At 37.6% G+C, this 26,747-nt stretch carries 26 protein-coding genes; 9 read left to right on the top strand and 17 right to left on the bottom strand.

Translation table 11 applies throughout. The features are described from left to right. Positions 1 to 24: 24 nt before the first annotated feature. Positions 25 to 900, bottom strand: a complete 876-nt coding sequence (locus MNY27_RS08580) for a 2-dehydropantoate 2-reductase (protein ID WP_152183219.1) — start codon at positions 898 to 900, stop codon at positions 25 to 27. A 51-nt stretch (positions 901 to 951) separates the two neighbouring features. On the opposite strand from MNY27_RS08580, the gene MNY27_RS08575 reads away from it, so the two are divergent. The 6 genes from MNY27_RS08575 (at position 952) to MNY27_RS08550 (ending at position 7,492) form a co-directional block, all read left to right on the top strand. Beyond that, complete coding sequence (locus tag MNY27_RS08575; RefSeq protein ID WP_346392157.1) at positions 952 to 1,533, top strand: class I SAM-dependent methyltransferase; 582 nt, start codon at positions 952 to 954, stop codon at positions 1,531 to 1,533. Then, positions 1,533 to 3,335, top strand: a complete 1,803-nt coding sequence (asnB, locus tag MNY27_RS08570) for an asparagine synthase (glutamine-hydrolyzing) (protein WP_346392156.1) — start codon at positions 1,533 to 1,535, stop codon at positions 3,333 to 3,335. Before MNY27_RS08575 ends, asnB begins: the two co-directional genes overlap by 1 nt. Continuing rightward, entirely contained in the window at positions 3,332 to 4,207 is an 876-nt protein-coding gene (locus MNY27_RS08565) for a DMT family transporter (RefSeq protein ID WP_346392155.1), read from the top strand. Before asnB ends, MNY27_RS08565 begins: the two co-directional genes overlap by 4 nt. 83 nt (positions 4,208 to 4,290) lie before the next feature. Beyond that, a complete protein-coding gene (locus MNY27_RS08560) occupies positions 4,291 to 5,472 on the top strand; it encodes an FAD-dependent oxidoreductase (protein WP_346392154.1) in 1,182 nt (393 codons plus the stop codon). 143 nt (positions 5,473 to 5,615) lie between these two features. Beyond that, positions 5,616 to 6,167 carry a PAS domain-containing protein gene (locus MNY27_RS08555; RefSeq protein WP_152183215.1) on the top strand — a complete coding sequence of 184 codons (552 nt, stop codon included), beginning with the start codon at positions 5,616 to 5,618 and terminating at the stop codon, positions 6,165 to 6,167. Then, entirely contained in the window at positions 6,164 to 7,492 is a 1,329-nt protein-coding gene (locus MNY27_RS08550) for a methyl-accepting chemotaxis protein (protein ID WP_152183214.1), read from the top strand. The genes MNY27_RS08555 and MNY27_RS08550 overlap by 4 nt, the downstream gene beginning before the upstream one ends. A gap of 5 nt (positions 7,493 to 7,497) precedes the next feature. Here the strand turns inward: MNY27_RS08550 and MNY27_RS08545 are convergent, their stop codons facing one another. From MNY27_RS08545 to MNY27_RS08505, 9 genes are all read right to left on the bottom strand, one after another. Continuing rightward, a complete protein-coding gene (locus tag MNY27_RS08545; RefSeq protein WP_152183213.1) occupies positions 7,498 to 8,553 on the bottom strand; it encodes a CNNM domain-containing protein in 1,056 nt (351 codons plus the stop codon). 12 nt (positions 8,554 to 8,565) lie between these two features. Beyond that, complete coding sequence (gene mgtE, locus MNY27_RS08540) at positions 8,566 to 9,906, bottom strand: magnesium transporter (protein ID WP_343029868.1); 1,341 nt, start codon at positions 9,904 to 9,906, stop codon at positions 8,566 to 8,568. Positions 9,907 to 9,947: 41 nt separating this feature from the next. Next, entirely contained in the window at positions 9,948 to 10,625 is a 678-nt protein-coding gene (locus MNY27_RS08535; RefSeq protein WP_152183211.1) for a glucosaminidase domain-containing protein, read from the bottom strand. Between the two features lie 14 nt (positions 10,626 to 10,639). Next, positions 10,640 to 11,299: an AMIN domain-containing protein gene (locus MNY27_RS08530; RefSeq protein WP_152183210.1), complete on the bottom strand. Its 660-nt coding sequence runs from the start codon at positions 11,297 to 11,299 to the stop codon at positions 10,640 to 10,642. Positions 11,300 to 11,343: 44 nt separating this feature from the next. After that, on the bottom strand, positions 11,344 to 11,622 hold the full coding sequence (locus MNY27_RS08525; RefSeq protein WP_152183209.1) for a hypothetical protein: 279 nt from the start codon (positions 11,620 to 11,622) through the stop codon (positions 11,344 to 11,346). A gap of 9 nt (positions 11,623 to 11,631) precedes the next feature. Then, entirely contained in the window at positions 11,632 to 12,897 is a 1,266-nt protein-coding gene (eno, locus tag MNY27_RS08520; RefSeq protein WP_152183208.1) for a phosphopyruvate hydratase, read from the bottom strand. 73 nt (positions 12,898 to 12,970) lie between these two features. Next, complete coding sequence (gene recA, locus MNY27_RS08515; protein WP_152183207.1) at positions 12,971 to 14,008, bottom strand: recombinase RecA; 1,038 nt, start codon at positions 14,006 to 14,008, stop codon at positions 12,971 to 12,973. A gap of 134 nt (positions 14,009 to 14,142) precedes the next feature. Further along, positions 14,143 to 17,223 carry a transporter substrate-binding domain-containing protein gene (locus MNY27_RS08510; RefSeq protein ID WP_346392153.1) on the bottom strand — a complete coding sequence of 1,027 codons (3,081 nt, stop codon included), beginning with the start codon at positions 17,221 to 17,223 and terminating at the stop codon, positions 14,143 to 14,145. Between the two features lies 1 nt (position 17,224). Next, the gene (locus tag MNY27_RS08505) at positions 17,225 to 18,265 is read right to left on the bottom strand and encodes an HD domain-containing phosphohydrolase (protein ID WP_152183205.1); all 1,041 of its coding nucleotides are present in this window, start codon (positions 18,263 to 18,265) and stop codon (positions 17,225 to 17,227) included. A gap of 102 nt (positions 18,266 to 18,367) precedes the next feature. Here MNY27_RS08505 and MNY27_RS08500 point away from each other — a divergent pair, with 102 nt between their 5' ends. The 3 genes from MNY27_RS08500 to MNY27_RS08490 are packed head-to-tail and all read left to right on the top strand — an operon-like array spanning position 18,368 to position 20,336. Next, positions 18,368 to 19,231, top strand: coding sequence for an MqnA/MqnD/SBP family protein (locus tag MNY27_RS08500; RefSeq protein WP_188109421.1), 864 nt, complete (start codon positions 18,368 to 18,370; stop codon positions 19,229 to 19,231). Further along, positions 19,231 to 19,497: a flagellar biosynthesis protein FliQ gene (gene fliQ / locus MNY27_RS08495; protein ID WP_152183203.1), complete on the top strand. Its 267-nt coding sequence runs from the start codon at positions 19,231 to 19,233 to the stop codon at positions 19,495 to 19,497. Before MNY27_RS08500 ends, fliQ begins: the two co-directional genes overlap by 1 nt. Then, entirely contained in the window at positions 19,497 to 20,336 is an 840-nt protein-coding gene (locus tag MNY27_RS08490; protein ID WP_346392152.1) for a UDP-N-acetylmuramate dehydrogenase, read from the top strand. The genes fliQ and MNY27_RS08490 overlap by 1 nt, the downstream gene beginning before the upstream one ends. Here MNY27_RS08490 and MNY27_RS08485 read toward each other — a convergent pair. From MNY27_RS08485 to MNY27_RS08455, 7 genes are all read right to left on the bottom strand, one after another. Continuing rightward, the gene (locus MNY27_RS08485) at positions 20,309 to 21,061 is read right to left on the bottom strand and encodes a TIGR04219 family outer membrane beta-barrel protein (RefSeq protein WP_152183259.1); all 753 of its coding nucleotides are present in this window, start codon (positions 21,059 to 21,061) and stop codon (positions 20,309 to 20,311) included. The genes MNY27_RS08490 and MNY27_RS08485 overlap by 28 nt on opposite strands. A gap of 231 nt (positions 21,062 to 21,292) precedes the next feature. Then, complete coding sequence (tpx, locus tag MNY27_RS08480; protein WP_152183201.1) at positions 21,293 to 21,799, bottom strand: thiol peroxidase; 507 nt, start codon at positions 21,797 to 21,799, stop codon at positions 21,293 to 21,295. A gap of 132 nt (positions 21,800 to 21,931) precedes the next feature. Then, entirely contained in the window at positions 21,932 to 22,915 is a 984-nt protein-coding gene (gene tsaD, locus MNY27_RS08475; protein ID WP_152183200.1) for a tRNA (adenosine(37)-N6)-threonylcarbamoyltransferase complex transferase subunit TsaD, read from the bottom strand. After that, positions 22,912 to 23,991 (bottom strand): 1-deoxy-D-xylulose-5-phosphate reductoisomerase, encoded by a 1,080-nt coding sequence (gene dxr, locus MNY27_RS08470; RefSeq protein WP_152183199.1) that lies wholly within the window; start codon positions 23,989 to 23,991, stop codon positions 22,912 to 22,914. Before dxr ends, tsaD begins: the two co-directional genes overlap by 4 nt. Before the next feature lies 1 nt (position 23,992). Continuing rightward, complete coding sequence (locus MNY27_RS08465; protein WP_152183198.1) at positions 23,993 to 24,748, bottom strand: phosphatidate cytidylyltransferase; 756 nt, start codon at positions 24,746 to 24,748, stop codon at positions 23,993 to 23,995. 38 nt (positions 24,749 to 24,786) lie between these two features. After that, on the bottom strand, positions 24,787 to 25,116 hold the full coding sequence (locus MNY27_RS08460) for a hypothetical protein (protein WP_246153796.1): 330 nt from the start codon (positions 25,114 to 25,116) through the stop codon (positions 24,787 to 24,789). A 105-nt stretch (positions 25,117 to 25,221) separates the two neighbouring features. Further along, positions 25,222 to 26,550, bottom strand: a complete 1,329-nt coding sequence (locus MNY27_RS08455) for an NFACT family protein (RefSeq protein ID WP_152183197.1) — start codon at positions 26,548 to 26,550, stop codon at positions 25,222 to 25,224. Between the last annotated feature and the right edge of the window lie 197 nt (positions 26,551 to 26,747).

Below are 26,747 nucleotides of genomic sequence, written 5' to 3'. Positions count from 1 at the left end.
GAATTACTCTCTTTTTTTACTTCATTATCTCCGCTTTGTGCTTAATGTTTGATACATTTTTTCCATTAAAGGTGTTTTTACAGCTTTGTTTTTTGCTATATATCCGCTAAGACTCTCTAACTCAGTACGTTTCTTGTTTTGAAAATCAAAATGCATTGATGTTGAAGCATCGGCTGGAAGTTTAGAAGCAGTATCAAGTGCTTTTTGCACTTCATCATCAATGTTTATTCCATAACTTTTTGCCACAGCTGCTATCTCCTCTAAAACTTCTTTTGTCTCATCATAGTGCTCTTTATAGATATATGCTATTGGCTTGTCATAGTACGATGTAAGTGTGGCAAATGCAGCAATGAAAATATACTTTTTCCATAGTGCGGTCTTTATATCATCAACAGTTTTATAACGCAATTCTGCTTTTTCAAAAAGTGAAGCTAAAACCTCAGCTGCTTCCTTGTCACCTCCAAAAACAGCAGCGAAAACCTTACCCTTTTTACGAATGACACCTGGACTCTCAATATGTGAAAGAATATATATCGCACCCTCAAGTACCCTTGCGTGAGAGATATCTCGCAGCTTATCACCGTTATCTACACCATTTGCAAAAGAGATAAGCAGACTCTCATCATTTATACATGGAGCAATACCTTTATAACTCTGCAGCAGATCATAACTTTTTACACAGAAGAGTACAACATCAAAAATACCCTCTGCCTCACGCAGCTCTCTGGCATCGATAGCCACATTCCACTCTACACTATCCTCTTTGACAGTAAGTCCATGCTTTTGAATTGTACCTAGATGCTCTCCTCGTCCAAAACCAATAACATCGATACCTGCTTTTGTGAATGAAGCTGCCAAATACCCACCAACACCGCCTAGTCCAATTACTGCTACTCTCATACTTATTTTCCTTTGAATTATTATATAATAGCATCACTAAAAAGGAGAAGTATGCCACGTATTGCAAGTGAAGATTTTTACAATAACGCAATTAAAAAGCATGGACTAACTCCTCAGGGGGTCTGCTGGCTGAGTTTTGCTCATCAACAGATTCGTTTTGATGTTATTTGTGAGCTGCTTCCGGATAATTTAGCCGAGTACTCACTTACAGATGCAGGTTGTGGTTTTGGTGACTTCTATAGCTACCTGCAAAACAATGGTAAGCTTCCAAACAAATACAGAGGTATTGACTCTCTTAATACAATGTGTGCAATAGCAAAGAAAAAAACAGACCAAGAGATACTTCACGCAGATATAACAAACACAGAAGTTCCTGTGAGTGATTATGTTATATGCAGCGGGGCGATGAATGTTTTAACGCCTTTTGAGACAAATCTCTTTATAAACAACTGTTTTACGGCTTCCAAAAAAGCTTTTATCTTCAATATCTTATGCGCAGAAGACAACTCACAAACATATAACTACCTTCCAAAAGAAAAAATTACAGAGATGGCAACAGCACTCAAGGTAAAAAAAGTTCTTCTGCGTGAGGATTATATCAACAACGATATCACTGTAGGATTTTTCAAGTAATGTGTGCAATTTTTGGAATTTTAGGCGAATATGATGATGCACAGGCAAAATATGCTCTTGGCAAACTCTCCCATCGTGGACCTGATTTTTGCGGTATCGAGCGAAGAAAAAATCTTTTTTTTGCACATCAACGCCTCTCCATAACAGATACACATACAAGAAGCCATCAGCCTCTCAAGCACAAAGAGATACTACTCTCTTTCAATGGTGAGATCTATAACTTTAAAGAGCTGAGAGAGGAGTTAAACTTTGACTTTCAGACACAGAGTGATTCTGAAGTTATCATAGCCGCTTACCTTAAATGGGGAGTTGCCTTTGTAGAACATCTTCGAGGTATGTTCGCCATAGCCCTGCTCGATGGAGAAAAACTCTACCTTTTTCGTGACAGACTTGGGAAAAAACCACTCTTTTATCTCCAAGAGGGTAACAGTTTTTATTTTGCTTCAGAGATAAAGGCACTCACGCCATTTCTAAAGAAAAAAGAGCTCTCTTATGATGCGCTCTCTTCTTATCTGAGCTATCTTGCCCCTACTGCACCCCACACTTTTTACAAAAAGATTAAAAAACTCGCTCCCTCAGAGATGCTTACAGTAGAGAACAATCACGTTACCATAAAACCTTACTATGATATCTTAAATACGCAAGCCAATCAAATTCACTCTAAAGAAGAAGCTATCGCAAAGCTCACGCAATCTTTAGAAGAGTCTATAGCCTTGCGTCTTGAGAGTGATGCACCTATGGCAGCACTACTTAGTGGAGGCATTGACAGTGCGACACTGAACTTTTATGCAAAAAGATTCGGCAGACCACTTGTCAGCTATACTTTGGGATTTGAAAATTTCGGTAAATATGATGAACGCTCAAACGCTAAAGAGAGTGCAAAACTTTTAGGTATAGAAAATATCCAGATTGAACTGAGCAAAAAAGCGTATATTGACACAATCGACACTGTTTTTGAAACACTTGACGAGCCGCTTAATGACCCGGCAGCCATCCCACTTCATCATCTCTTTTCTCACATTAAAAAAGATGGCTTTCGAGTAGTTCTCAGTGGAGAGGGGAGTGATGAACTCTTTTTGGGCTATAGGCAGTATTTTGAATATCTTGAGATGGAAGCAGCCAAAAAAGTATTTCATAAAAACTGGCTCAAAAAATATTTTCGTTCCAACTTTAGTATGAATCGTGAGTGGGAGTGGTACAAGCGGGCTTTTGAAGGGGAGGTTATCTTTCGAACTTCAAGTGAAAAGTTTACCGATATGCAAAAGAACATCTTAATGAAGAGAAATATTCGTGACGGAGATGGGTTTTTATACCTCAAGCAAATGCGTGAGCGTTTTGAATCTTCATCACACTCTGATGAGTCTATCTGGTTTTCCTATGCAGACCTGCAACACTTTCAGGCAGAGCACTTTCTTGCAAAACTGGATCGTGTCAGTATGGCACACTCCATTGAATCACGTACACCCTTTTTGGACCATAAGTTTGTAGAGCTTCTCTTTAGTGTTGCCCCCTCCCTTCGTTACCAAGATGGTATCACAAAAGGGCTACTCAAAGATATGCTCCAGGATAAACTTCCTCCAAATATTCTCTCACGCAAGAAAAAAGGATTCTCAAACCCTTATGGAGAGTATCTCTATGACAGTGGTCGTGTTGAGCTCATAGAAACGGTCAATAAACAAACAGGCATGTTTAAAGAGGAGATTTTACAAGAATACATTCAGCGTGCTCGAAGCGGCAGATTTAAACAACATGTATGGGGTCTTTATGTGCTCTCCCACTGGATAGAAAGAGAACTGCTGTGAAACATATTGAGGAAAAACACTTTACCTATCTTATTCTACTTGCAATGTTCTTTTGGGGTGGAGGCTGGACAGCACTCAAAATACTTACCTATAATCTTCCAATGGATGTCATTATATTTTGGCGATTTTTTCTGATGAGTCTGGCATTTTTACCGATTCTCTACTTTATCCGTATCCCATTCAAACTTAATATGCACAGTTTGAAGTATATCTTTGGCAGCTCTGTTTTAAACATCTCCTTTATGATCTCTTCTTTTATGGGTATCAAATATGGTTATGCAGGAGCCGGAAGTGTCATCATTACCACTTTTAGCCCTATCATGACCTTTTTACTTGTGGCCATACTTTTTCGTAAACGACTGCGTACTAAACAATATTTTGGACTTATTTTAGGTTTGATGGGTGGATATATTCTTTTAGAGCTGGGTGATTTTTCACACTTCTTGAGCTCATCAAATCTATACTTTTTACTCTGTGCTACAATATGGGCAGGAGTCACTCTTCTCTCGCAACATTCACAAAAACATATTCACCCTATCCACTACAGTTTTGCCATCTCACTTATTGCTACTATAGTGACATTTTACTATGCAAAAGATTCTGCGCCTCTTAGTGTCTTTCATCAAGGAGTAGAGTTTTGGAGTGCGATGATCTACCTCGCTGTCTTTGGACAAGCCATTGCTACGACTATCTTTTTTATTGCAAGTGGAAAACTAGGGAGTGAGAAAACCAGCTCTTTTATGTTTTTGGTACCGCTTTTTGCACTTTTTTCTGCCTGGCTTATCTTGGACGAACCAATGCAGCTGCACATTATCATCGGTGGTGGGGTCTCTATGCTTGCAGTCTACTTTATCAATAAGAAAGAAAATTGACGATAAAATTAACCTGTTTAATGTATTTTTAACATCAATTACTGTAATATTTTTTATAAAATTTGATAATAAAAGGATTATCCATGAAGAAAGTACTTGTTTTAGGTGGTGGATTTGCGGGTGTTGATGCTGCAACATATCTTACAAAAATGGGTTACAATGTTACACTTGTAAGTGACAGAGAGTACTTTTATATCTACCCTACTTCCATCTGGGTTCCAACACGTGAGAGTGAATTCAAAGATGTCTGTGTGGACTTAAAGGAGTTGCAGCGTGCACATGGATTTGAACTTATTATCGATGCGGTAGAGGCTATCTCAAAAGCTGAGAACTCTGTAACCTTAGCAGGTGGTAAAGTACTGAATGATTATGATTATCTCATCATTGGTATCGGTGCATCCAAAATGAAACCAAAGGGTGTAGAAAATACTCTCTCGATCTGTGGTGCACCTGAGCAGGCTCTTGCTATCCGTGATGAAATTGACAAACTTATTGAAAAAGGAAGTGGAAAAATTGCTATGGGCTTTGGAGGAAATCCTAAAGACTCCTCAGCAGTACGTGGCGGACCTGGGTTTGAACTGCTTTTTAATGTCCACAACCTACTCAAGAAAAAAGGTATCCGTGATAAGTTTGAGCTGACTTTCTTTGCTCCGATGGCAGAACCAGGCAAAAGAATGGGACCACAGGCACTAAAGATGATGGATGTTTTCTTTACAAAACTAGATATTAACAAACACTTTGGCAAAAAGATAACACATTTTGAAAAAGATGGTATTGTTTTTGAAGATAACAGCAAACTTGAAGCTGACTTTATGATGTTTATCCCTGCAGGTGACGGACATGATGTTATCAAAAATTCAGACCTACCACAAAATGAGGCAGGTTTTGTAAAGACTGATGACACCTCTTGTGTTTTAAACGAAGACGGCACAATGAGCAACATCTATGCTATTGGTGATGTAGCAGCTCTTGAAGGCTATGACTGGAGAGCAAAACAGGGGCATATTGCAGAGGTCATGGCAAAAAATGCGGCCCATAATATTGAGCAACGCGATAGCGGTGGTTCAGATTTTAAAGGTTATAACGAACACCTTAATATTTTGTGTGTTATGGACAGTGGTGATGGTGCTGCTTTTGTTTATAGAGATGAAAAACGTGCTTTTATGTTGCCGATGCCTTTCATCGGACACTGGATGAAAAAAGCATGGGGTCTTTACTGCCGTAACTCCAAATTGGGAAAGATACCAAGAATTCCCGGCATGTAAAAATATATAACATAAATTAATATGTTTCATTTTGTTACAATATCTTCTTTTACCCCCCCCCTTAACAAAAAGATATTTATTCAATAAAAATTACCTTAACTATTTGTTATAATGTCTCACTTTTATATAAAGCAGGAAAACATATGGCACTACAAAAAAGTCTCTCGAAACTTGATGCTCCAAAAAACATTACTAATAACGAAAAAGTTTTAGGTGCTAATGACTTTATTATCTCCAAGACAGATACAAAAGGTCGTATAATCTACTGCAATGAAATTTTTGCGAAAATGGCAGGCTACCCTCCTGCTGATTTAGTCGGAGCAAATCACAACCTCATCCGTCACCCTGACATGCCAAAGCTAGCATTTAAACTTGTATGGGATTTGATACAGCAAAAAGATGAATTTTTCGGCTTTGTAAAAAATCTTTGTGCTGATGGAGGGTATTATTGGGTATTTGCCTATATCACAGCAGATGTAGATACACACGGCAACATTGTAAGCTATACATCTGTAAGAAGAAAGATGCCACAATCTGCCATAGATATCATCACTCCTATCTACAAACAACTCCTTGAAGCTGAACATAGCGGCGGTGTAGAGGCATCACAAAAGATACTGGATGAGCTGCTTAAAGAACATCAGCTTGACTATGCAGAATTTATCATAAACTTACAATTAGGAGCTACCTTATGACTCTTTTTTCATTCAATAATAAGAGTACCAATGAAACAGAACTAATGACACAGATAGCTTCTGTACTCAGAGACGTAGAAAATGGCAAGCTCTCTTCGAGAGTTATCCTTGATAAAAAAGAGTCCCCGCTGGAGAAAATTGCCTGGAACATCAATAACTCACTTGATCAGATGGAGGTCATACTGCGTGAGACACGCTATACCATTCAAGCCATCACAGATGGAAAAATGTACAGGCATATGTTCCCTGAAGGACTTCACGGTGAATTTAGCGCAACTGCAAAAGAGATTCAAAAGGCCATTGCTTCTATGAAAGCAAATGAGCGTTACAAACTGATGGGGCTTTTATCAACAGAGTTTAATCAACTCAATGGTGGTATGAAAGGCAACCTTGATATGATTACAGCTGACATCAACAAAACAAAAGATGCTTTTGTAAGAGTAACAGAACTTACTTCTCATGCAACTGAATCAACAAGAGTCAGTTATGAAGCGGTCTCTGCAACAACTCAAGAGATTTCAGAGCTTAACAATCTTGTCGTAGATACAACACAAGCGATTGAGTTGATGGATGAAAATGTCAATGAGATTACCAATGTCGTTAATCTCATCAAAGATATTGCAGACCAGACAAATCTACTTGCACTTAATGCTGCCATCGAAGCTGCACGTGCCGGTGAGCATGGGCGTGGTTTTGCCGTTGTTGCCGATGAAGTACGAAAACTTGCAGAGAGAACAACCAAAGCAACAGGAGAGATTAGTATTACCATCCAAAATCTCCAACAACAATCAAGCGGTATCTCCGAAAATGCTGCAAACATGCGCAGTATCGCAACAAGTGCAAATGAAACAATGGATAACTTCTCTGATACAATGAGTCAGCTTAACGCTGATATGGATGCAACATCAAAAGAGTCCAATAAAAGCAGTTTCGCCCTTTTCCTTGCAAATTACAAAATTCATCACATCATCTTTAAATCAAATGCTTACTCTGCCGTTGTCAACGGTACAGTAACCCAGGAGTTAAAAAAAGATTCTCACCATTGTGGTTTTGGTTCTTGGTACTACAATCAGGGAATGAAAATCTTTGGAGACAACCAAACCTTTAAAAAGATACAAATACATCATGAAGAGTTCCATAATCTTATCAATGAAAATCTTGACTGTGCGCTTAGAGGAGGATGTATGGCAAAAAGTGATTCAAAAGATGAAATTGTCAATAGATTTAAAAAGGCTGAAGAGCACTCCAATATAATGTTTTCTCTTATGGATCAATTAGTAGAAGAGTTAGGTGATAACATCAATATGAGTAATGTTGTAGCCTAAAAAGTTTACTTTTGCGCATTCTTTGCTTCTTGAAGCTTTCGCTTTAGCTTCATCTTTCTCTTTGCAAGTTCGCGCATATCTGCTGTGGTGTCACTCTCATCCATAATCTCGACACCTAAAATTGTCTCAACACAATCTTCAAGTGTTAAAATTCCCTCAGTCTGATCATAATTATCTTTGACTAAAAACATGTGCTCTTTTTTCGATATAAAAAGGTCAAGAGCCTTACTTACCGGTACATTTTCATTGATAGCAAAGATATCTTTTCTTATCTCTTTGAGCGTTGCTTTTTTGTTTTTAAGCAGTTGTTTAAATATTCTTTTTGTCAACACCAAACCGGTTACATCTTCGATACTTTCATTGTAGACAGGAATACGGGAAAATTTAAATATAGATTCCTCTTTTTTCACAACCTCTTCGATAGTCATATTTTCATCGAGTGCAAAAACAACACTTCTTGGTGTTAAAACCTCTGAGACTTTGATATTGTCAAGATTGAGCATATTTTCAATAACATCAGACTCTTTTTCATCAATAACACCCTCATCTTCACTCATCAACATACTCTCGAGTAGCTCTTCTTTTGTAAGTCTATGTGCGTCATCTTTTCCTTTGGAAATTTTATTAGTCACCGCAAGTGTTGTTAAGATAATAGGATAGGTTAACCAGATAAAAATTCTAATAAAATAGGCTGCAAGCGGTGCTAATTTTTTCCAGTAAATTGCACCGATAGTCTTTGGAATGATCTCAGAGAGAAAAAGAATGGCAAATGTCAGTATAACAGAGACAACAACAACCGCATCATTTCCAAAAATTTCTGAAGCCTGAGCCCCAACAGCTGCTGCACCCAAAGTATTTGCAATAGTGTTTAAAATCAAAATAGAAGCAATAGATTTATTGATATTCTCTTTTTGAAGGCGCAATAGTTTACCGATTGATGGTCTCTCTTTTTCCAATACTGCTACATATGACATGTTTATGGAAAGAAGTACTGACTCTAATACCGAACATACAAAAGATATGCCTACAGATAATAGAAAAAATATGAGTAGCAATTCCAAGTTATATCATCCTTATAATAGTATAATTTTTGCAAGCCCTAAAAAGCTGAAAAAACCTACAACATCCGTAACAGTTGTCAAGATGACCGTACTTCCAATGGCAGGGTCAATTTTCAACCATTTTAACACCAATGGGATAACAGCACCAAAAAAACCTGCCATAAAAAGATTTATGATCATTGAGAGTCCAATGACCACACCCAGCATTGGCAAATTAAACCATGTCCAGGCTATCATACCCATCACAAGAGCAAAGATCAGCCCATTCATCAAAGAGATGGCTACTTCTTTTTTGATAGAACGGAATGCATCCCCTTGTGATATCTCACCAAGAGCCAACTGACGTACAACAACTGTCAGTGTCTGCGTTCCTGCATTACCACCCATCGAAGCGACAATAGGCATCAGTACAGCTAAAGCTACCATAGAGTTAATAGTGCTCTCAAATATACCGATGACCAAAGAGGCGGCAATCGCTGTTAAAAGATTGATACCAAGCCAATAGGCACGCTTACGCCCTGCTTTTAGTATATCTTCATCCTCTTCTGCTTCATCATCAACACCGGCTAGATTATACATCTGTTCTGTTGCATGTTCGTTAATTATATCATAGATGTCATCAGAGGTGATACGACCAAGCAAAACACCCTCTTCATTTACGACTGGCATAACAGAAACATCATATTGTTTAAAAAGTTCTACGACCTTTTTGATATCTTCTCTGTCATATGCCTTGATTGGTTCAAAGGACTCATCACTTTTTCCAATGTTCTCTTCTATTGTTTTTGAAAAATCAAAGATGAGTAAATCATCCAAACCTACCGTATAAAGAAGTTTATTATGATCATCAACAATAAAGAGGTTTTGAATATTTTCAAGTTCATTGGCCTTACGAAGACGTGCAAAACGCTTAATGACATCTTGAACAATCTCATCAGCGTGAGCTGTAAAGACTTCAAGCTGCATATAGGCACCAGCTTCATCTTCTTCATATTTTTGAAGCTGTGCTATCTCTTTTTTATCATCTTCAGCAAGTGTTTCAAAAACCTGTGATGCAACATTTTCATCAACATCTTCAAGCTCTTGCATAAACTCTAACTGATCATCAGATTCGAGTTCAGATACAGCTTGAGAGAGCTCATCCACACTTAAATTTTCAACAACATCATCAAAATATCTATCTGGAAGTGCGAGAGCTACATCACCAACAAGCTCTTTTGGAACGATTTTGATGGCTTGACTAAATTTACCATCATCCATTCCTCGTAAAATATTGGCGATTTCAGAAGGATGCATCTCACTGACATCATGAGATGCTATATAGTTTTTAATTTCTTTCATGAGCGAAATTATAGCAGATAATAGCTATACTTTTGCTACTTTACTATGATTCATCATTTATCATATTTTGTAAGCTTGTTATAGCGGATCATACTGCGAAGCTCTTTCACATACGCATCGCCTCTTTCAGAATAATGCTTTAAGCCTTTAATAATTTCTGTAACGGGTTTGCCCTCATAGTTCATTTGTTTGAATGCTTTATAGCGTAGTGAAGATGAAAGCATAAAGTAGTACTGTCTGATTGCCTCATCAAGGTTGTCAAACTTTCTGACCCAGATCGTTCGCTTTCCACGTTTTTGCGATGCTGCGATTCTCTTTTGTTTCGAACTCGTACTCCAGACACCAAAGATATTGTTGGCTTCACGAAAAAATCGAGATGTACCCCATGCACTCTCCATGGCAGCCTGCGCCAAAGCTATACTCATAGGATGCGGCTTTAAAGCAATAAGAAGTTCTTTATCCGTTTTTACTTTATACTTCTTTTTCAGAGCTGCGATTTTTTCTTGATTTGTGTGGTTTTGTAGATCTTTTTTTACTTCAAGATACTGTTTTTGCAACTCTTTGTGCACATGTTCAATCGGTGGTACCAAAAGAGCAAAAAACCGCTTTTTCTTCTCTTGGACACTCATGTTTTTTGGTACTACATTAACAGAATAATGCTGCTGTTTTGCGAAACAGTTTGTCACTGTTAAACTACTCAAAAGCAGTAAAGCTGTCAATAAAATTTTCATTTTCTTCCTTTAAATTATAATAATGTAAAAAGATAGCCTGAAGAAGTTTTTTTAACTTTGTACTGATAGTACCCATCCAACTCTATAACGACACGATAATAGCCTTTATGCGTTCCCACTCTGATCTTTTTAAATAAAGAGTGTTTGATACTCTTCACATAACTTCCTATATCTGTCTCACGTTTAAAGTCACAAACTATCCTATGTGGTTTTGTCAGTAAAAAATCTCGTAACAACTTCTCTTTTGTTACTACATTTAGCTTTTTCCCATATGCATAAAATGTTATAAAATTTAATGATACAATTTTTTTGTACTGTGCTTTCTTAGGAGCAGGTCTCTTCTTTTTCTTTACAATGACAGATTGTTTACCTTCAGTAGAAGGTTCATAATAACTTTGAGAGATAAAGAGCGGCAGATGCCAATCCACTGCATTATGCAGCTGAATCTTTTTCGTTGCGATTGAGCCGTCAAGGTTTTTATACTCTACAGTAACACTCTCCAATATTCTTGCAGTAGAAGGAAATGTCAATGTAGCACGTTTGAGTGGTGGTGCTTTTTCAATCTTGCTCGATGTTAAGGGAATATTTTCTGCCGTATCAATCGGAAAAAATGGATTTTCTCTCGCAAATAAAAAAAGAGGAAGAAAAAGAAGGGCTAAAAAGAGTCTTATCATATAAAACACCTGTTTTTTGTAAACATTATAGCAAATTTATATGATTATTGTGCAGAAATTTCTTTCAATTCAAAATACTCACGCTGTAGTTCTGCATTCTCATTTTTGAGTCGTACAACTTCATCTTGAAGATAATTCTCATAGTCTTGCAGACCAAAAAGAACCTCTAGTGAATTTGTTCCATAAAAAATTATACCCAGATAGATCCCAAACAGGACTATCAAAATGAACAAAAGAAAAAACTTTTTAAGAGAAAGTCCCAAGTATCGCTGAGTTATACTCTCCTCGGTATCAATCTCTTCGTAAAGCTCCTCTTTGTTCATAAACTTCTCTTAGTTAAAAAGAGCAGATCCTAAATATTCACCATAGACTACTTCATTTTCAATCTCTAAAAGACGGTTATATTTTGCGGTTCTCTCACCACGTGCAGTTGAGCCTGTTTTGATCTCACCACAGTTAAGAGCAACTGCAAAATCTGCGATGAAAGCATCTTCACTCTCACCGGAGCGGTGACTCATAACACATTTGTAACCATTTCTCTGTGCAAGGCGAACAGTAAGCATTGTCTCAGATACTGAACCAATTTGATTTGGCTTGATAAGAATCGCATTTGCAATTCCTTTTTGAATACCTTCATTTAAGATATTTGCATTTGTAACAAAAAGATCATCTCCAACGATTTGGATTTTATCTCCAAGCTTCTCAGTCATGAGTTTAAATCCATCCCAATCATCTTCACTCAGGCCGTCTTCAATAGATACTATCGGATATTTCGCACATAAATCTTCATAATAAGCAACAAGTTCAGCTGATGATACCGTACGATTTTCACTATCAAGTCTGTAGCCACCTTCAGTTACAAGTTCACTCGCAGCAACATCAAGTGCGATTGCAATCTGCTCACCAGGCTTGTATCCAGCTTTTTCAATTGCTTCCATTATGATTTGAATAGGCTCTTCGTTTGAACTTAGATCTGGTGCAAAACCACCCTCATCACCAAGCGCCGTATTGTGTTTTTTTGCTTTTAAAATAGCTTTTAGATTGTGATAAACTTCAGCAGAAGCACGAAGAGACTCTGCAAAATCTTCAAAACCTACAGGCATGATCATATATTCTTGAAAATCAACAGAGTTATCAGCGTGGCTTCCACCATTGATAATATTGAGCATTGGTGTTGGCATAACCATTGCATTCGCACCACCTAGGTAACGGTAAAGTGGTACACCAAGACTTTGTGCTGCAGCACGTGCAACTGCCATAGAAACACCTAGAACTGCATTAGCACCTAACTTTCCATAGTTTTGTGTTCCATCGAGTTCTTTCATCATACCGTCAATGACAGCTTGGTTAAACGGACTCATACCGATGAGTGCATCAGAGATAATACTGTTTACATTCTCAACAGCCTGAAGCACACCTTTTCCCATATAGCGATTACCACCATCACGAAGCTCTAATGCCTCACGCTTACCGGTACTTGCCCCTGAAGGAACGATTGCACTTGCTATTGTCCCATCACTCAAAGTCACTGTTGCTTTTACTGTTGGATTACCACGAGAATCCATTACTTCTATCGCACTTACGTTATCTATAAACATATATCTGCCTTCATAAAATAAATTGCCGTATTTTAACCAAATTCAATTAAAAATTTGTTTAGCTATTTCTCTTCTAGACATCCGCTTCAGCAATTTCTGAAGTATCCATGGTCATTAAAGAGCTAATCCCCATGGCCTGTTTGATTTTTTCTTCAATCTCATTTGCAAGTTCTGGTTCATCTTTGAACTTCGCTTTGACATTTTCACGTCCCTGTCCAAGCTTTGTCTCGCCATAACTAAACCAGGCACCGCTTTTATCAACGATATCGAGTTTTACACCATAATCAACAAGTTCACCCTCTTTTGAGATTCCCTCACCAAACATAATATCAAACTCAGCTTGACGAAATGGTGGAGCTACTTTGTTTTTAATCACTTTAGCTTTTACACGGTTACCAATCTGGCTCTCACCCTGTTTTAGGGATGCAATACGACGCACATCAATACGTACAGAGGCATAAAACTTCAGAGCATTACCGCCTGTTGTCGTCTCCGGAGAGCCATATCCCATCATACCGATTTTCATACGAATCTGATTGATAAAAATTACTGTACAGTTCATTTTGTTAAGCACACCTGTAAGTTTACGCAGTGCTTTTGACATCAAACGCGCCTGTACACCTACTTGCTGGTCATTCATTTCACCTTCAAGCTCAACCTTTGGAGTCAGTGCAGCAACAGAGTCAATCACAATTAAATCAATCGCACCACTACGCGCAATTGTCTCAACTATATCAAGTGCCTGCTCACCATAGTCAGGTTGCGAAACCAAAAGATTATCGATATCTACGCCAAGATTTTTTGCATACACAACGTCTAAAGCATGCTCCGCATCGATAAAGGCACACACCCCACCCTGTTTTTGACACTCTGCTGTTATCTGAAGCGCAAGTGTTGTTTTCCCTGAAGACTCCGGCCCATAAATCTCTACAACTCTTCCTTGTGGTACACCACCAATTCCAAGAGCCAAGTCTAAGCCAAGAGATCCTGTTGAGATTGACTGAATCGGTTCAATCTCTTTATCTCCCAAGCGCATTAAAGCACCTTTTCCAAAGGCCTTATCTATCTGCTTAATAGCCAAGTCTAATGATTTTTGTTTGTTTGCATCCATTTTGGACTCACTTATTATGAAATTTGGAGTAATTGTAGGTAAAAAAATCCTACCTATTCAAAAATATGTCATTTTGCCATATTTTTAAATAGAATTTTCTAGAAATATGCGAAATTCTAACGAAAAAAAGACAACTATGGTACCTCTTTTTCAAATGCTTCATAGATATGTAAAAGTTTTTCAATCTCTTTGACATCAAAAGCTTTTATGGCATTTTCAAGAGCTTCAAGATAACGTTTCAAGTCTTTGTCATTATAGCTCTCTGCTATCTCTCTAAGTACTGATGCAAAAGCTTTTATATCTTGCATATTATGACTTTTCACTGCCTGAGCTGCTAGTGGAGTTACCACGTTTAAGAGTTTTTTACAAAGTTTCTCACGCAAAAGAATCTCATGTAAATCTATCTTCTCTTGAGCTTCACTCTCAACAAGCTGATGTTTTAAAAAAGTTTTTATCACATCAAAGAGCTCTTCTTTATGAATGGGTTTACGCAAATATGCATCAAACAACTCTTTATCAACTTCTGTAAAATCCCCCTTGAGAACTGATGCGCTCAATGCAATGACAGGAATCTCTTTTTTTCCTTTTATGGCACGCGTTGCTTCATAACCATCCATTACCGGCATACGAATATCCATAATAATCAGGTCATACGCATTTTTTTCTGCCATCTGTAGTGCCTCAAGTCCATTTTTTGCACTATCAACAGCAAGGTTTGTATCTTGAAAATTATTAATAAGCAACTCTCTGTTATCATCAATATTATCAACAACCAGTACTCTTGCTTTTTCAAAAACTACTTTTTTTCTCTTCTTGCTTTTTCTCTCTTGAGGAAAAAATTTGTTCTGGAGTGATGCAATATCAATCCCAAAGAGTTTGATTATAAATTTTGATCCTATATGCTCTCTACTCTCTACACTAATTTTACCGCCCATCATTTCAGTCAATCTTTTTGAGATCGCAAGACCAAGTCCGGTCCCTCCATACTCTCTATTGTCCTGTCCGTCTTTTTGTTTAAAGGCCTGAAATATCTTCTCCAACTGATCTTTTGGAATGCCAACTCCACTATCTTTTACGATGATTTCCAAATCTACTTTCGATTTATACTCATCAATTTTATCTATCTTTACAATCAGATTGATATTCCCCTCAGAAGTGAACTTTACAGCATTGCCTATAAGATTAAAGATGACCTGTCTCAGCCGTGTCGCATCAAGCAAAAGACTTTGCGGTATTTTGTTGTCAATATCTATGTGTAATTCTAGACCTTTTGAGCTGATCATCGGTTCAAAAATGGAGCCTACCTCATCGAAGAGCTCATAGATATTTGTCGGTACTTTTTGCAACTCCATCTTTCCTGCCTCTATCTTAGAGAGGTCTAAAATATCATTGATAAGCATCAGAAGTGTGTTACCTGCTGATTGAATCGTTTTTACATAGGATTTGAGTCGTTCCTCTTGAATCTGTTCACTTAGCAGCTCAGTAAAACCAATAATTGCATTCATAGGTGTCCTGATCTCATGAGACATATTTGCCAAAAATTCTGACTTGGCTCTGTTTGCCTGTTCAGCAGCCTCTTTTGCCTTTTGCAACTCTTGTTCAACTTTTTTACGCTCTTTAATCTCTCTTGAGAGTCTTGTGTTCCAATATAAAGCGGCAATTATCAGTATAATCAATAGTGTTGCAACTTGAAAGATCAAAGTATAGTCCTTTGCTTCATTCACAGTTACTGCAAGCCATCTGTTTGTTATATCTTGACGCTCTTGGTCTGTGATACTCTCTATCGCTTTATTGATAATGCCTAAAAGTATATGATTCTCTTTATGTACCAAAAATTTATGGTTAAATTTAAAATCTATCTTACCGGCGATATGTAGCTCATTTGGATAATATCTTCCGACATAATACATCGCTGTAGCCATATGCCCTAAAAATGCGTAGGCTTTCCCATCTTTTACGAGTTCAAGTGATTCTAAAATAGAGTTTGTAGGAATTATTTTGATATCTTTTTTATACTCTTTGAGGTAATTATAACTTGTAAAATATTTTGGTACTGTGATAACTTTGTCTTTTATGTCATCAATATTGTTGACAAAAGATTTCTCATTTTTTGTGACCAGTACAAAAGGAAAAGAGACAAATGTTTTTGATGTCAGTCCAAGGGAGTTTTCATAAGGGTTTTCTCCTACACCCGGAACCAAATCAATTTTGTTCTCTTTAAAGTTTTGAAGCACATCCGGCCAAGATTTTGATGGCTTATAAACAAACTGCAAACCTGTCTTTTTACTCAGCAGTGCCATATAATCGCCAAGCATACCACCCATATGATTGTTTTCTATGATGGAAAGAGGCTTCCAGTTTACTTCACTGTAACGCAAAGTTGGATGTCTTTCAATCCACTCTCGCTCCTCTTGCGTGAGTGTTTCAAGTCTTGTGTTTATTTTATTGAGCAGTGTTGCATCAAACCACTTATTAATGATTTGACGTTTTTCATTCTCTGTAATTGCATCGAGCGCTTTTTGCATGATAGAAAAAAGCAGAGGCTTCTCTTTATCGATGGCAACAGCTACTTTTGTTTGCATATGTGGAACTTTATTGACAACCTTCAGATTCGCTAGAAAATTATGTTTAATGATATAGGTAGCAACTGCTATATTTCCAATATATGCATTGGCATTCCCTACAGAGACCTCTTCAAGTGCATCATTGTTCGAAGAGGTAAGCAGCAGTTTTATCTCCGGATGATTTTTACTTAACCACTCATGCAGATACGAATCCTCATTGACGGCAACGATTTTATCTTTTAGGTCAGCAAGTGTTTCAATATCATCTGTTTGCGTGAGAGTAATAATAACCAGAGGCATTGCTACATACGGTTTTGTAAAAAGAAGAAACTTCTCTCTGCTTGGTGTTTTTGCAGCACAGGCAAGACCATCAATCTTTTTTGAGCTCATGCGCTCCATAGTTTTGTACCATTTATCGGGAACTACCTCTATCTCAAGTCCGCTTTTTTGTGCGATAAGCTTTAAAAAATCTGCAGATATCCCTGTATGTTCTCCTGATGCATCCATAAAATCATAAGGTGCCCATGAATAGTCAGCTCCTAAAACAACCTTTGGATGCTCTTGTAAATAAGCTTTTTCCTGTGGAGTAAGTGCTAATTCTCCGGCAAAAAGCACAAATGGTAAAAAGAAAAAAATGAAAAAATAACGCATACTACACAATCTCTAAAAACTCATCAAGATGTTCTTGAAATATTGTAACAACAGTAGGATCAAATTGTTTACCGCTTTGCTCAATAATATAGGATGCAGACTTCTTTGCATCCCATGCTTTAGCATATACTCTGTCATGGTTCAAGGTATCAAAAACATCAGCAACAGCAACAATGCGCCCTAAGATATTGATATCTTCTCCTCGAAGCCCCTTCGGATAACCAGAACCATCCCAGCGTTCATGATGCTCAAGGGCTATGATATCTACTGCTTTCATAATTTTTCTTGAAGAGTTTCTTAAAAGTTCGTGCGCTTTTGTTGTATGTTTTTTGACAATCTCTAGCTCTTGTACCGAAAGTGGAGCTTCTTTTTGAAGTATCGCCTGAGGAACGGCTATTTTTCCAATGTCATGCATAGGCGCTGCATGATAAATAACCTCCTCATCGTCATCACTCAAACTCTGATGATAATGTGCAAGCAGTTTTGAGATCTCCGCTACACGACGAACATGTTCACTACTCTCATCTGAAACAGACTCCATCAGACCTGATAGTATATAGATCATCTCGATTTGATTTTTTTCAAGTTCAGTAAGTAGACGCTCCTCACTCAGTTTTACTTTCCTCTCTAAAGTAATATTGTGATACTTTAAAATCTCTTTTGCTGTATAGAGTTGCAGATGGTTTTTCACACGAGCTATAAGCTCTTCAGCCTGAAAAGGCTTTGTAATATAATCTACACCACCCACTCGAAAACCATGTGATATAGAGTCTATATCAACTTTTGCCGTTAAAAAAATAACGGGAATATCTTTGAGCTTCTCATGGCGCTTCATCATTTGGCACAGCTCAAAACCATCAATCCCCGGCATCATAATATCAAGCAGCACCAAATCAAATTCATTGTTTAAAAGCAGTTCATAGGCTGCTTCTCCTGAAGTAGCAAAAGAGAAGTCATAATTGTCTTCTTCTAAAATATTCATGGCTACCTGAATATTGTCAGCAACATCATCAACAATTAAAATCTGATATTTCAAATCCATCTTAACGGTCCTACTCTATGACATTTGTTTTTAGTATATCATATTTTCTACTTTAAAACCCTTTTAGTCCACTTTTATTCTTATTTGGTTACAATCTTTTTCATGAAAAAAACTCTTATAGCACACTCACCTGACGCCGATGATATCTTCATGTACTACGCCATTAAATTTGGCTGGGTAGGGATGAAAGATGTCACTTTTGACGATATCGCAAAAGATATTCAAACATTAAATGAAGATGCCCTTAACGGTATGTATGACATTGTTGCTATCAGTTTTGCGCTCTATCCGCACATCAAAGAGGAGTATGCACCTCTACGTACTGCTGTAAGTTTTGGGGAGGGTTACGGTCCAAAAGTCATCAAGAAAAAGGGGAGCAAACTCAAACGTAACTTTAAAGTAGCTCTCAGCGGTAAGCATACGACCAATGCGATGCTCTTTCGCATCGCCTACCCTGATGCACGCATAACATATATGAATTTTTTAGAGATTGAACAGGCAGTACTCGATGGTGCTGTTGATGCCGGTGTTTTAATCCATGAGTCGATTTTGACCTATAATGACGAGCTTGAAGTTGAGCGTGAGATGTGGGATATCTGGCAAGAACTCGCAGGAGAGGAATTACCACTTCCACTCGGTGGTATGGCAATTCGCCGCTCACTGCCGTTAAACAAAGCCATAGAGTATGAAAAAACACTTACTAAAGCTGTTCAGGTCGCACGTGATCATAAAGAGAGACTCTCAAAAATGTTAATCGAACGTGATCTGGTTCGCATTGATGCAGCAACACTTGACAAATATCTTGAGCTCTACGCTAATGATGAATCCATTACTCTAAGTCCCATCCAATACAAAGCAATAGATAAACTCTTTGAGATTGGCTTTGAACACGGTTTTTATGATACACTTGTAAAAATAGAAGATTATTTAATTCCAACAGAGTATCAGGAATTGAGGAATTCATAATGGAATCAAAACTCATAGAGCTGGGTGTAGAGACGTTTAAAATCGCTCTTTATTTGGCACTTCCAGGACTGCTTACCGGTATGCTTATCGGTCTTGCAGTCTCCATTTTTCAAGCAACAACACAGATAAATGAGATGACCCTCTCTTTCATTCCTAAAATTATCGGTGTTGTTATCGTTATCGTTTTAACAATGCCTTGGATGCTCAATGAGATGACAGATTTCTCTACGCATATTTTTGCTCTTATTCCTACATTTGTTGAGTAATGCAGACAAAATCTATTAATTTTTCCAAATACTCCTCTTTTAAAATAGGTGGAACGTTTGATGTAACACTTTTAGACAAACAGTCTCAAGCAGATGAAGTTCAAGACTACTATCTTATAGGGGCCTGTAATAATGTTCTCATCGGTGACAATCCACCCCCACTGATGATGCTTAGCAAAGATTTTGACTACATTACAGTACAAAACAATAGACTTATCATTGGTGCAGCCACACCTTCTGGAAAAATTGCCTCTTATTGCAAAAAAAACAATATCGCAAACTTTGAATTTCTCTCTCATCTTCCAGGGAAACTCGGTGGACTGGTTTATATGAACGCAGGGCTCAAAGAGTATGAAATCTTTAATCATCTCTTGAGTCTAAAACTTCTCTCTGGAACCTATAACAGAGATGCAATCAACTACGGCTATAGATTTACGAATATAAAAGAGCCGATTTTAGAGGCTACTTTTGAGCTCTCTTACGGTTTTGATGAAAAAAAAGTAGCCATGTTTAAAAAGATGCGTTCAAATCAACCATCAACACCAAGTGCAGGAAGCTGTTTTAAAAACCCTGAGGGAAATTATGCTGGCAGACTCATAGAAGCAGTGGGCTTAAAAGGAGTAATGCAAGGGGATATGTGTTTTAGTGAAAAACATGCAAACTTCTTAGTCAACAAAGCCAATGGAACCTATAAGGATGCTCTTTTTTTGATAAAAGAAGCACAACAAAGAGTTTATAAAGAGTTTGGCATACAATTAGAGTTAGAGATTGAGATACTCGACAGAGAGTATCTCAAAAATTTACATAATAATCAGAAACGAAGCATTAAACCAGCATAAACACCTGAATAATCTAAATCAACTTGTGTAGACCCATCATCGATTTTTACTTTTTGTGTTCTATAACCTACTTCTATACCAGGCTGAATAACATCAAAATCAAACGTATAATCTATTTTTGCACGGACATCATACATTGTATCTGTCCCATCTGTTATAGCTTTTACATCTGCCTCCAAACCAAGTCCAGTTGAAGGTATTTCAATTCTTCCCCTGACATAAACTAAAGGGATAACCGTTGTATCTGTTGTTGTATATCCTGAAAATCCCGTAACTGGACTTACAACAACATCACTTTCTATTACTTTAGCATCCAAGCCTAAATCAATCGTTGTCCAAAAAGTATTATCTAAAAGATTGTAGTATGGAATGATATCGTACTCTTTAATATCCATTGTAGTCGGTGCTGAACCTGGAATATTAATCCCATTAACTGACCCTGATGTAAGACCTTCATCGGAAATACTAACATACTCAAGTCTTATGTTAGGAATAATGAATATAGGATGCTTAATTAAAAGCCAAGCGTACGCTTCACTTGATTCTTTTTCTCTACTTGTATATGTACCATTTAAATGTAAAACACCACCGCTATCTGTTCTCTTTGCATATCCACTTGGCGTTTCTTTCCAAACACCTCCACCCATTTCAATGCGCATCATATCAGCACTTACAACTGTAGTCATTGCTGCAGCTAATGCTAATGTCGATAAGATTTTTTTCATATTCCACTCCATAAAGATATTAGAACATATTATATCAGACTATATTCGTTGGATTCTTAAATTATATGATTATGAGTAAAAAGAGGTATCTAGAGTTCAGGCTAGATACCTCAAAGAAGGAGAAATAAAATGAGACGATACTCATCTTACTTTCTTGCCACCAATGGCGGCAAGAAGTTCAATTAAGTCGGACACCTTAATTGTTGAAAACTTTAGTAATAGGAGAATAAATTACTTTTTAGCAGCTTCGATAGCAGCGTCGTATTGTGGCTCTTCAGTGATTTCTGGAACGATCTCTTTATAAGTTACGATTCCGTTTTCATCAATTACAAAGATAGCTCTTGCAGTAACACCAGCAAGAACAGAACCACCTAAAAGTACACCGTAAGCGTTAGCGAAATCTTTGTTTCTAAAGTCTGAAGCAACAGTTAATTTGTCGATTCCCTCAGCTGAACAGAATCTACCTGCAGCGAATGGAAGGTCCATAGAAACAACAGTAGTTTTTACACCCTCAAGCTCTGCAGCTTTAGCGTTGAAGTTACGAGTTTCAGTTGCACATACACCTGTATCTAAAGAAGGAACAACGATGATAAGTTGCTTTACACCTTGTGCGCCACCAACTTTAACATCGCCTAAACCATCTGAGTTTACAACTGTTACTTCTGGAGCTTTATCTCCAACATTTACTTCATTACCTAATAACTCTACGTCTGTACCTTTGAATTTAGTCGTTGCCATATTCAAATCCTTTTATTTTTTTTTCAACGCTAAACAAAGCGTTTTTGTTTTGATGTCAGAAGTATATTTTAAATCGGATAATATTTGTCTTATTTAAAAAAAGAGCAGATTTGTATAAGGTTCAATTAAGTTTTAAAGTTTGCTTTTTGGCGAGATGTCCAACGCTTCTAAGGATGAAAACATTCCTTCTTTATACATATCTACGGCAACTCTTCCTATCATAGCAGCATTATCCGAACAATATTGCAACTCACTGAGTAATAGTTTAGCACGATAGGGCTTTAAAAGCTCTTCTATTTGAGCGCGCAGGTAAAGATTGGCACTTGCTCCGCCAACTATGGCAAAAGTTTTTGGAGGATGCGATTTAAAATACTTTTTGAGCTTCATAATCAAATGCTTTGTAGCAATGTGTTCAAACGAAGCTGCTATATCTTTATACTTCTCTTTATCATCTCCTGCCTCTTCTACTGCTAAACGCACAGCATTTTTAAGACCTGAATAGGAAAAAGCGATTAAAGGAGATTGGTGTAATGGCACTGTAAAGCTATAAGCTTCTCTGTTACCATCTTTGGCCAACTCCTCTATAAGCGGTCCACCCGGATATCCCAGTCCCATCATTTTTGCTACTTTATCGAAGCTCTCACCAAAACTGTCATCCATAGATTTTGCGACAGTATCAATTTCACGCAGGCTTTTTACTTCCATCACCTGCGTATGTCCACCAGAAACTAAAAGCACAGTCAAAGGAAAAACTACCTCTTTCTCTATAAAAAGAGAGTAGATATGCCCGATAAGATGGTTCACGCCAATGATGGGAATACCCAAAGCGACAGAAACTGCCTTTGCCATCGTTACACCTTCAACAAGTGTTACTGCAAGTCCTGGTGATGATGTCACAGCAACGGCCTTGAGTCTGTCGAAATAAGGCTCACACTCTGCCAAAATCTTTGGCAGAGCCTCTGCATGAAGTCTGGCTGCCAGCTCTGGAACTACTCCACCATAGACAGAGTGTTCTATCTCTTGAGATATTTTTTTATGAAAAAGTAGTTTTTTGCTCTCTATCTCTGTAATAGCTATCGCCGAATCATCACAAGAGCTTTCAATACTGAGTATCACTGCATATCCCTCACAAAACTTCGTACTTCCCTATCAAGCAAAAACAGCTCGTCAATACTTTTGGGGGCTGTACAAAACTTTTCATACGCTTTAAGAATATTTTTACTGATATCCATAAAACCTATCTTTTTAATAATAAACTTCTCAATAGCTGCTTCATTGGCTGCATTGATTATCACTCCAAAATTCGGATTTTTTAATAAATCTTCTTTGATTTCCCAAATAGGATAGCGCTCTTTTTTTATTTTTCTGAATTCTAGACTGCCAACTTCCACAAGATCGATATGCGGTAGAATCACCGTATCCATCTTTGTATCAAGAGCATAGGCAATAGGAAGTTGCATACTTGCACCCGCAAAATGTGCTGTTGTAGAACCATCTTTAAAGTCTATCATTGCATGAAGCAGTGACTTGGTCTCAATAATAGCATCATATTCGCCTTCGCCAAAGAGCCACCTTGCCTCTAGGAGTTCAAACATTTTGTTGACCATAGTTGCAGAGTCAATCGTAATTTTTTGTCCCATCGACCAGTTTGGATGTTTTTGAGTATCGGCTAGTGTTGCATTTTCCAAGTCACCAAGGGGCCAGTCTCGAAATGCTCCACCACTTGCTGTTATTGTCATCTTTGTGACAGTTCGCTCCTGTAAGAGATACCAAAGTCCAAAATGCTCTGAGTCAATCGGCTGAATCTTTGATGTATCTATAAAAGAGCCTGCAGCGACTAAAGACTCTTTATTTGCAAGTGCTACACGTTTATTGCACTCTATTGCTTTGAGTGTTGGTCGTAATCCTAAAAAACCCACAAGTGCATTGACAACCAATTCACTTTTTGCAGCCTCAATGGTTTCTAGAATCGCCTCTTCTCCATACTTCACGCAAGAGTGATGAACAGATGATACATCCTCTTTATTTGCAACTACTACTACTTTAGGATTATGCTCTTGTATCTGTTTGTTAAGCAGGTCTATATTTCTGCCGCAAACAAGTACTTCAACATTGATACCAAATTTTTTTGCGATGACTAGGGTATTGACCCCGATGGAGCCGGTTGAGCCAAGAAGAACAAGTGAGGACAATTTAGACAAGTCCTCGAAGAAGCACTAACATAACAACACCGCCAAAAAGGTAACCGTCTACTCTATCCAGTACGCCGCCATGTCCAGGGAGTAGGTCTCCACTGTCTTTTACACCGGCTTGACGTTTGAGTAAGGATTCAAAGAGATCTCCAAATATAGAACTGATTGCCACAGCCAAAGAGATTAAAAAAGCAACTCCTAAATCTACAATAGAAAGACCAAAGAACATCCCTCCTGCAGTTGCAATGACAATACCTCCTACAACACCTTCCATCGTTTTGTTTGGACTTGTTTCACAAAAAGGTGTCTTTCCTATACTTTTGCCAACCGCATATGCACCAATATCTGTAAGTGCTACAACTGCTACAAGCCAAAGTAGTGCCATTACCCCATACTCTTCGTACATCGTAAACATAAAGAGCATACCGGCAGTCGGATAGATAAATGGGAAAAAATCCACCCATTTCAGCTCTTTGTTAAATGCAACAGCACCCGCATAAGCCACACCTGCCAACACAAAAAGGTCATCTCCATAAGGGTATATTCCTGCAACCAACCAAAGTCCAATAGCATATGGAAGCAGTCCATCTTTTTCTACCCCAAAAAGTTTTATGGCCTCTTTAAATGCCAAAATATAGATAGCACCAAAGAGAAGCCACATTAAAAAAAAGTTATCTATAAAACCAACAAGTAAAACACCTGCTAAAAGGGCTAAACCGGTAATAATTCTCTCTTTGTGTGCGCCAAACATACTCATAAAAATTCCTATTTTGTTAATTGTGTGATTATATCGTATCAGACTTTAATATCTAATAGATGCGTGGTTTCTTTGCTAACCTCTTCTTGTGTCTCTTCCTTGGAGTCAAAATGTTTGCGATCTTTTGTAGGGTTTTGGGACATCTCTTCGTCAGCTTCTTGACGTTGATGCTCACGGTCAGGATCAATTGCATGGTTCTCCTCTGTAGGACGCACCTCTTCTATCTCTTTTTGTTTTTCATTAGCAGCAGCTTGGGCAGCAATATTTTGTAGTTCAAAACGGGTATATTGCCCACCTTGCACAGGTGTGACTGCAGGTGTCATTTGATTTACTAAGATTGCACCACCAATAGGACCAACGGCCATCATATATCCTTTATTTTACTTTCGTAAAATTAAGGGAACCATCTACTATCTTTTTAACGATGCCAGAAGTAAATTCTGCCATCTACGATAACTCTGCGTTTCCCTTCCTTATTCTCTCGTATCTACCTCTATTGTTTTGTACTTATTATACAACACATTTGCACCATTTTGTATGGTGACCTCACGTCTTGGAGTATAATCGACCAAATACCTGTCTTTTGAAGTTGTTGTAAAATCAACACAAAGCCTTGCCGCTGTTGCTATGATATTTTGAGGAAGTTGCTGTTTGTCTGTATGAATGATTACGTGACAGGATGGCCTCTCTTTCATATGCAGCCAGATATCCCTTGCCTTGGCATTCTTTAAAAGCTCGATATTGCCTTTTTCATTTTTTCCAAGCTCTACTTTGTATCCTTCCACCCAAAAGGTCTCGATTGAGTCATTTGTTTTTACTTTTTTGCTTTGCTGGTGTTTTGGAAAGAGCAACTCAATTTTTGCCACATCCTTTGCCTCTTGTACCGTATGGATAAAACGTTTTGTATGTTCTATCTTTGAGCGAAGAGACTCCTCTTCAATATGCAAATGACGTGCACGCTGCTTTGCTTTTTTACTCTTCGTAAAGAACATCTCACTAATTGCAAAAGGTGTTACGTGAGGCTTATCAAGTCTTAGCTCTATCTCACTGCCATCGTAATCTTTCAGGAGTAGTTTTGTACTGTATGGTTTGATATTTTGTACATTGGATAGTATCAAATTACCATAGTGCTCAAACTGCTGTGCTTCGGCTTCAAGTTCCTCTTGAGAATCCAATCTATCATAGAGTTTCTGCAGTTTTTTAAGTTTTTTGTTCAGCAGTGCAATCTTTTGCTTCTTTAGAGACTCAAGTTTGCTATTTTGCTCTTTTTCATAGACTTCATATAAAAATGTTTCTACATCTTCTAAAGGGTACTCTTTAGCTACAAATGGTGCAGGCGGAACATCTAACAATTTCTGTCCTACACGTACCTCACGAAACGACGAAAAAAGATCAACATGACGCAACGCCTCTAAGACAATACCCTCTTCATCCAGAATAATTGCATTGGTATATTTTCCGGTAAATTCAAACTGTAAATAAGTCACTTCTTCTTTATAGGCCGATGCCAAAGAAGTTTTAAAACGAATAATTTTGTCACCATTTACAAGCGCAACATCCAAAATATTTGAGCGATTGAAACGTTTAGAGAGGATAACATCAAAAGGAGCATTATAGACCTTGGAGCGTGGATACTCACTACACTTGAATATAGAGGAGTTGGAGCGCTGCATATTAAAATAGAGTGTATCATCCTTGTCAAAGACAATTTTGACAATCGTATCACTTACTCTGTAAATGGCACTTATTTTTTTGAATTTTCGCAGATATTGTATGATTTGTTGCAGATGTGATAGTTTCATAAAAGTATTTTAACCTACTTTTTCATTTATATTTCAAAATTTAACATACTGTTTTTAAGAGTAGAAAGAAAAATACGGTAGTGTAAAATAATTTCTGTAAATTCCAAATCAACTATGATTATAAAAAAGAAAAAGGATCATAGAAATGGAATTACAAGGAAAAAAGATAGAGTTTGATTTAGAGGAGTTTGTACCTC

It is taken from the genome of Sulfurimonas sp. NWX79, assembly GCF_039667035.1.
In the GTDB taxonomy this organism is placed as follows: Bacteria; Campylobacterota; Campylobacteria; order Campylobacterales; family Sulfurimonadaceae; genus Sulfurimonas; species Sulfurimonas indica.
The sequence above is the reverse complement of the archived record's forward strand: the minus strand, read 5'-3'. Positions and strand labels throughout refer to the sequence as shown.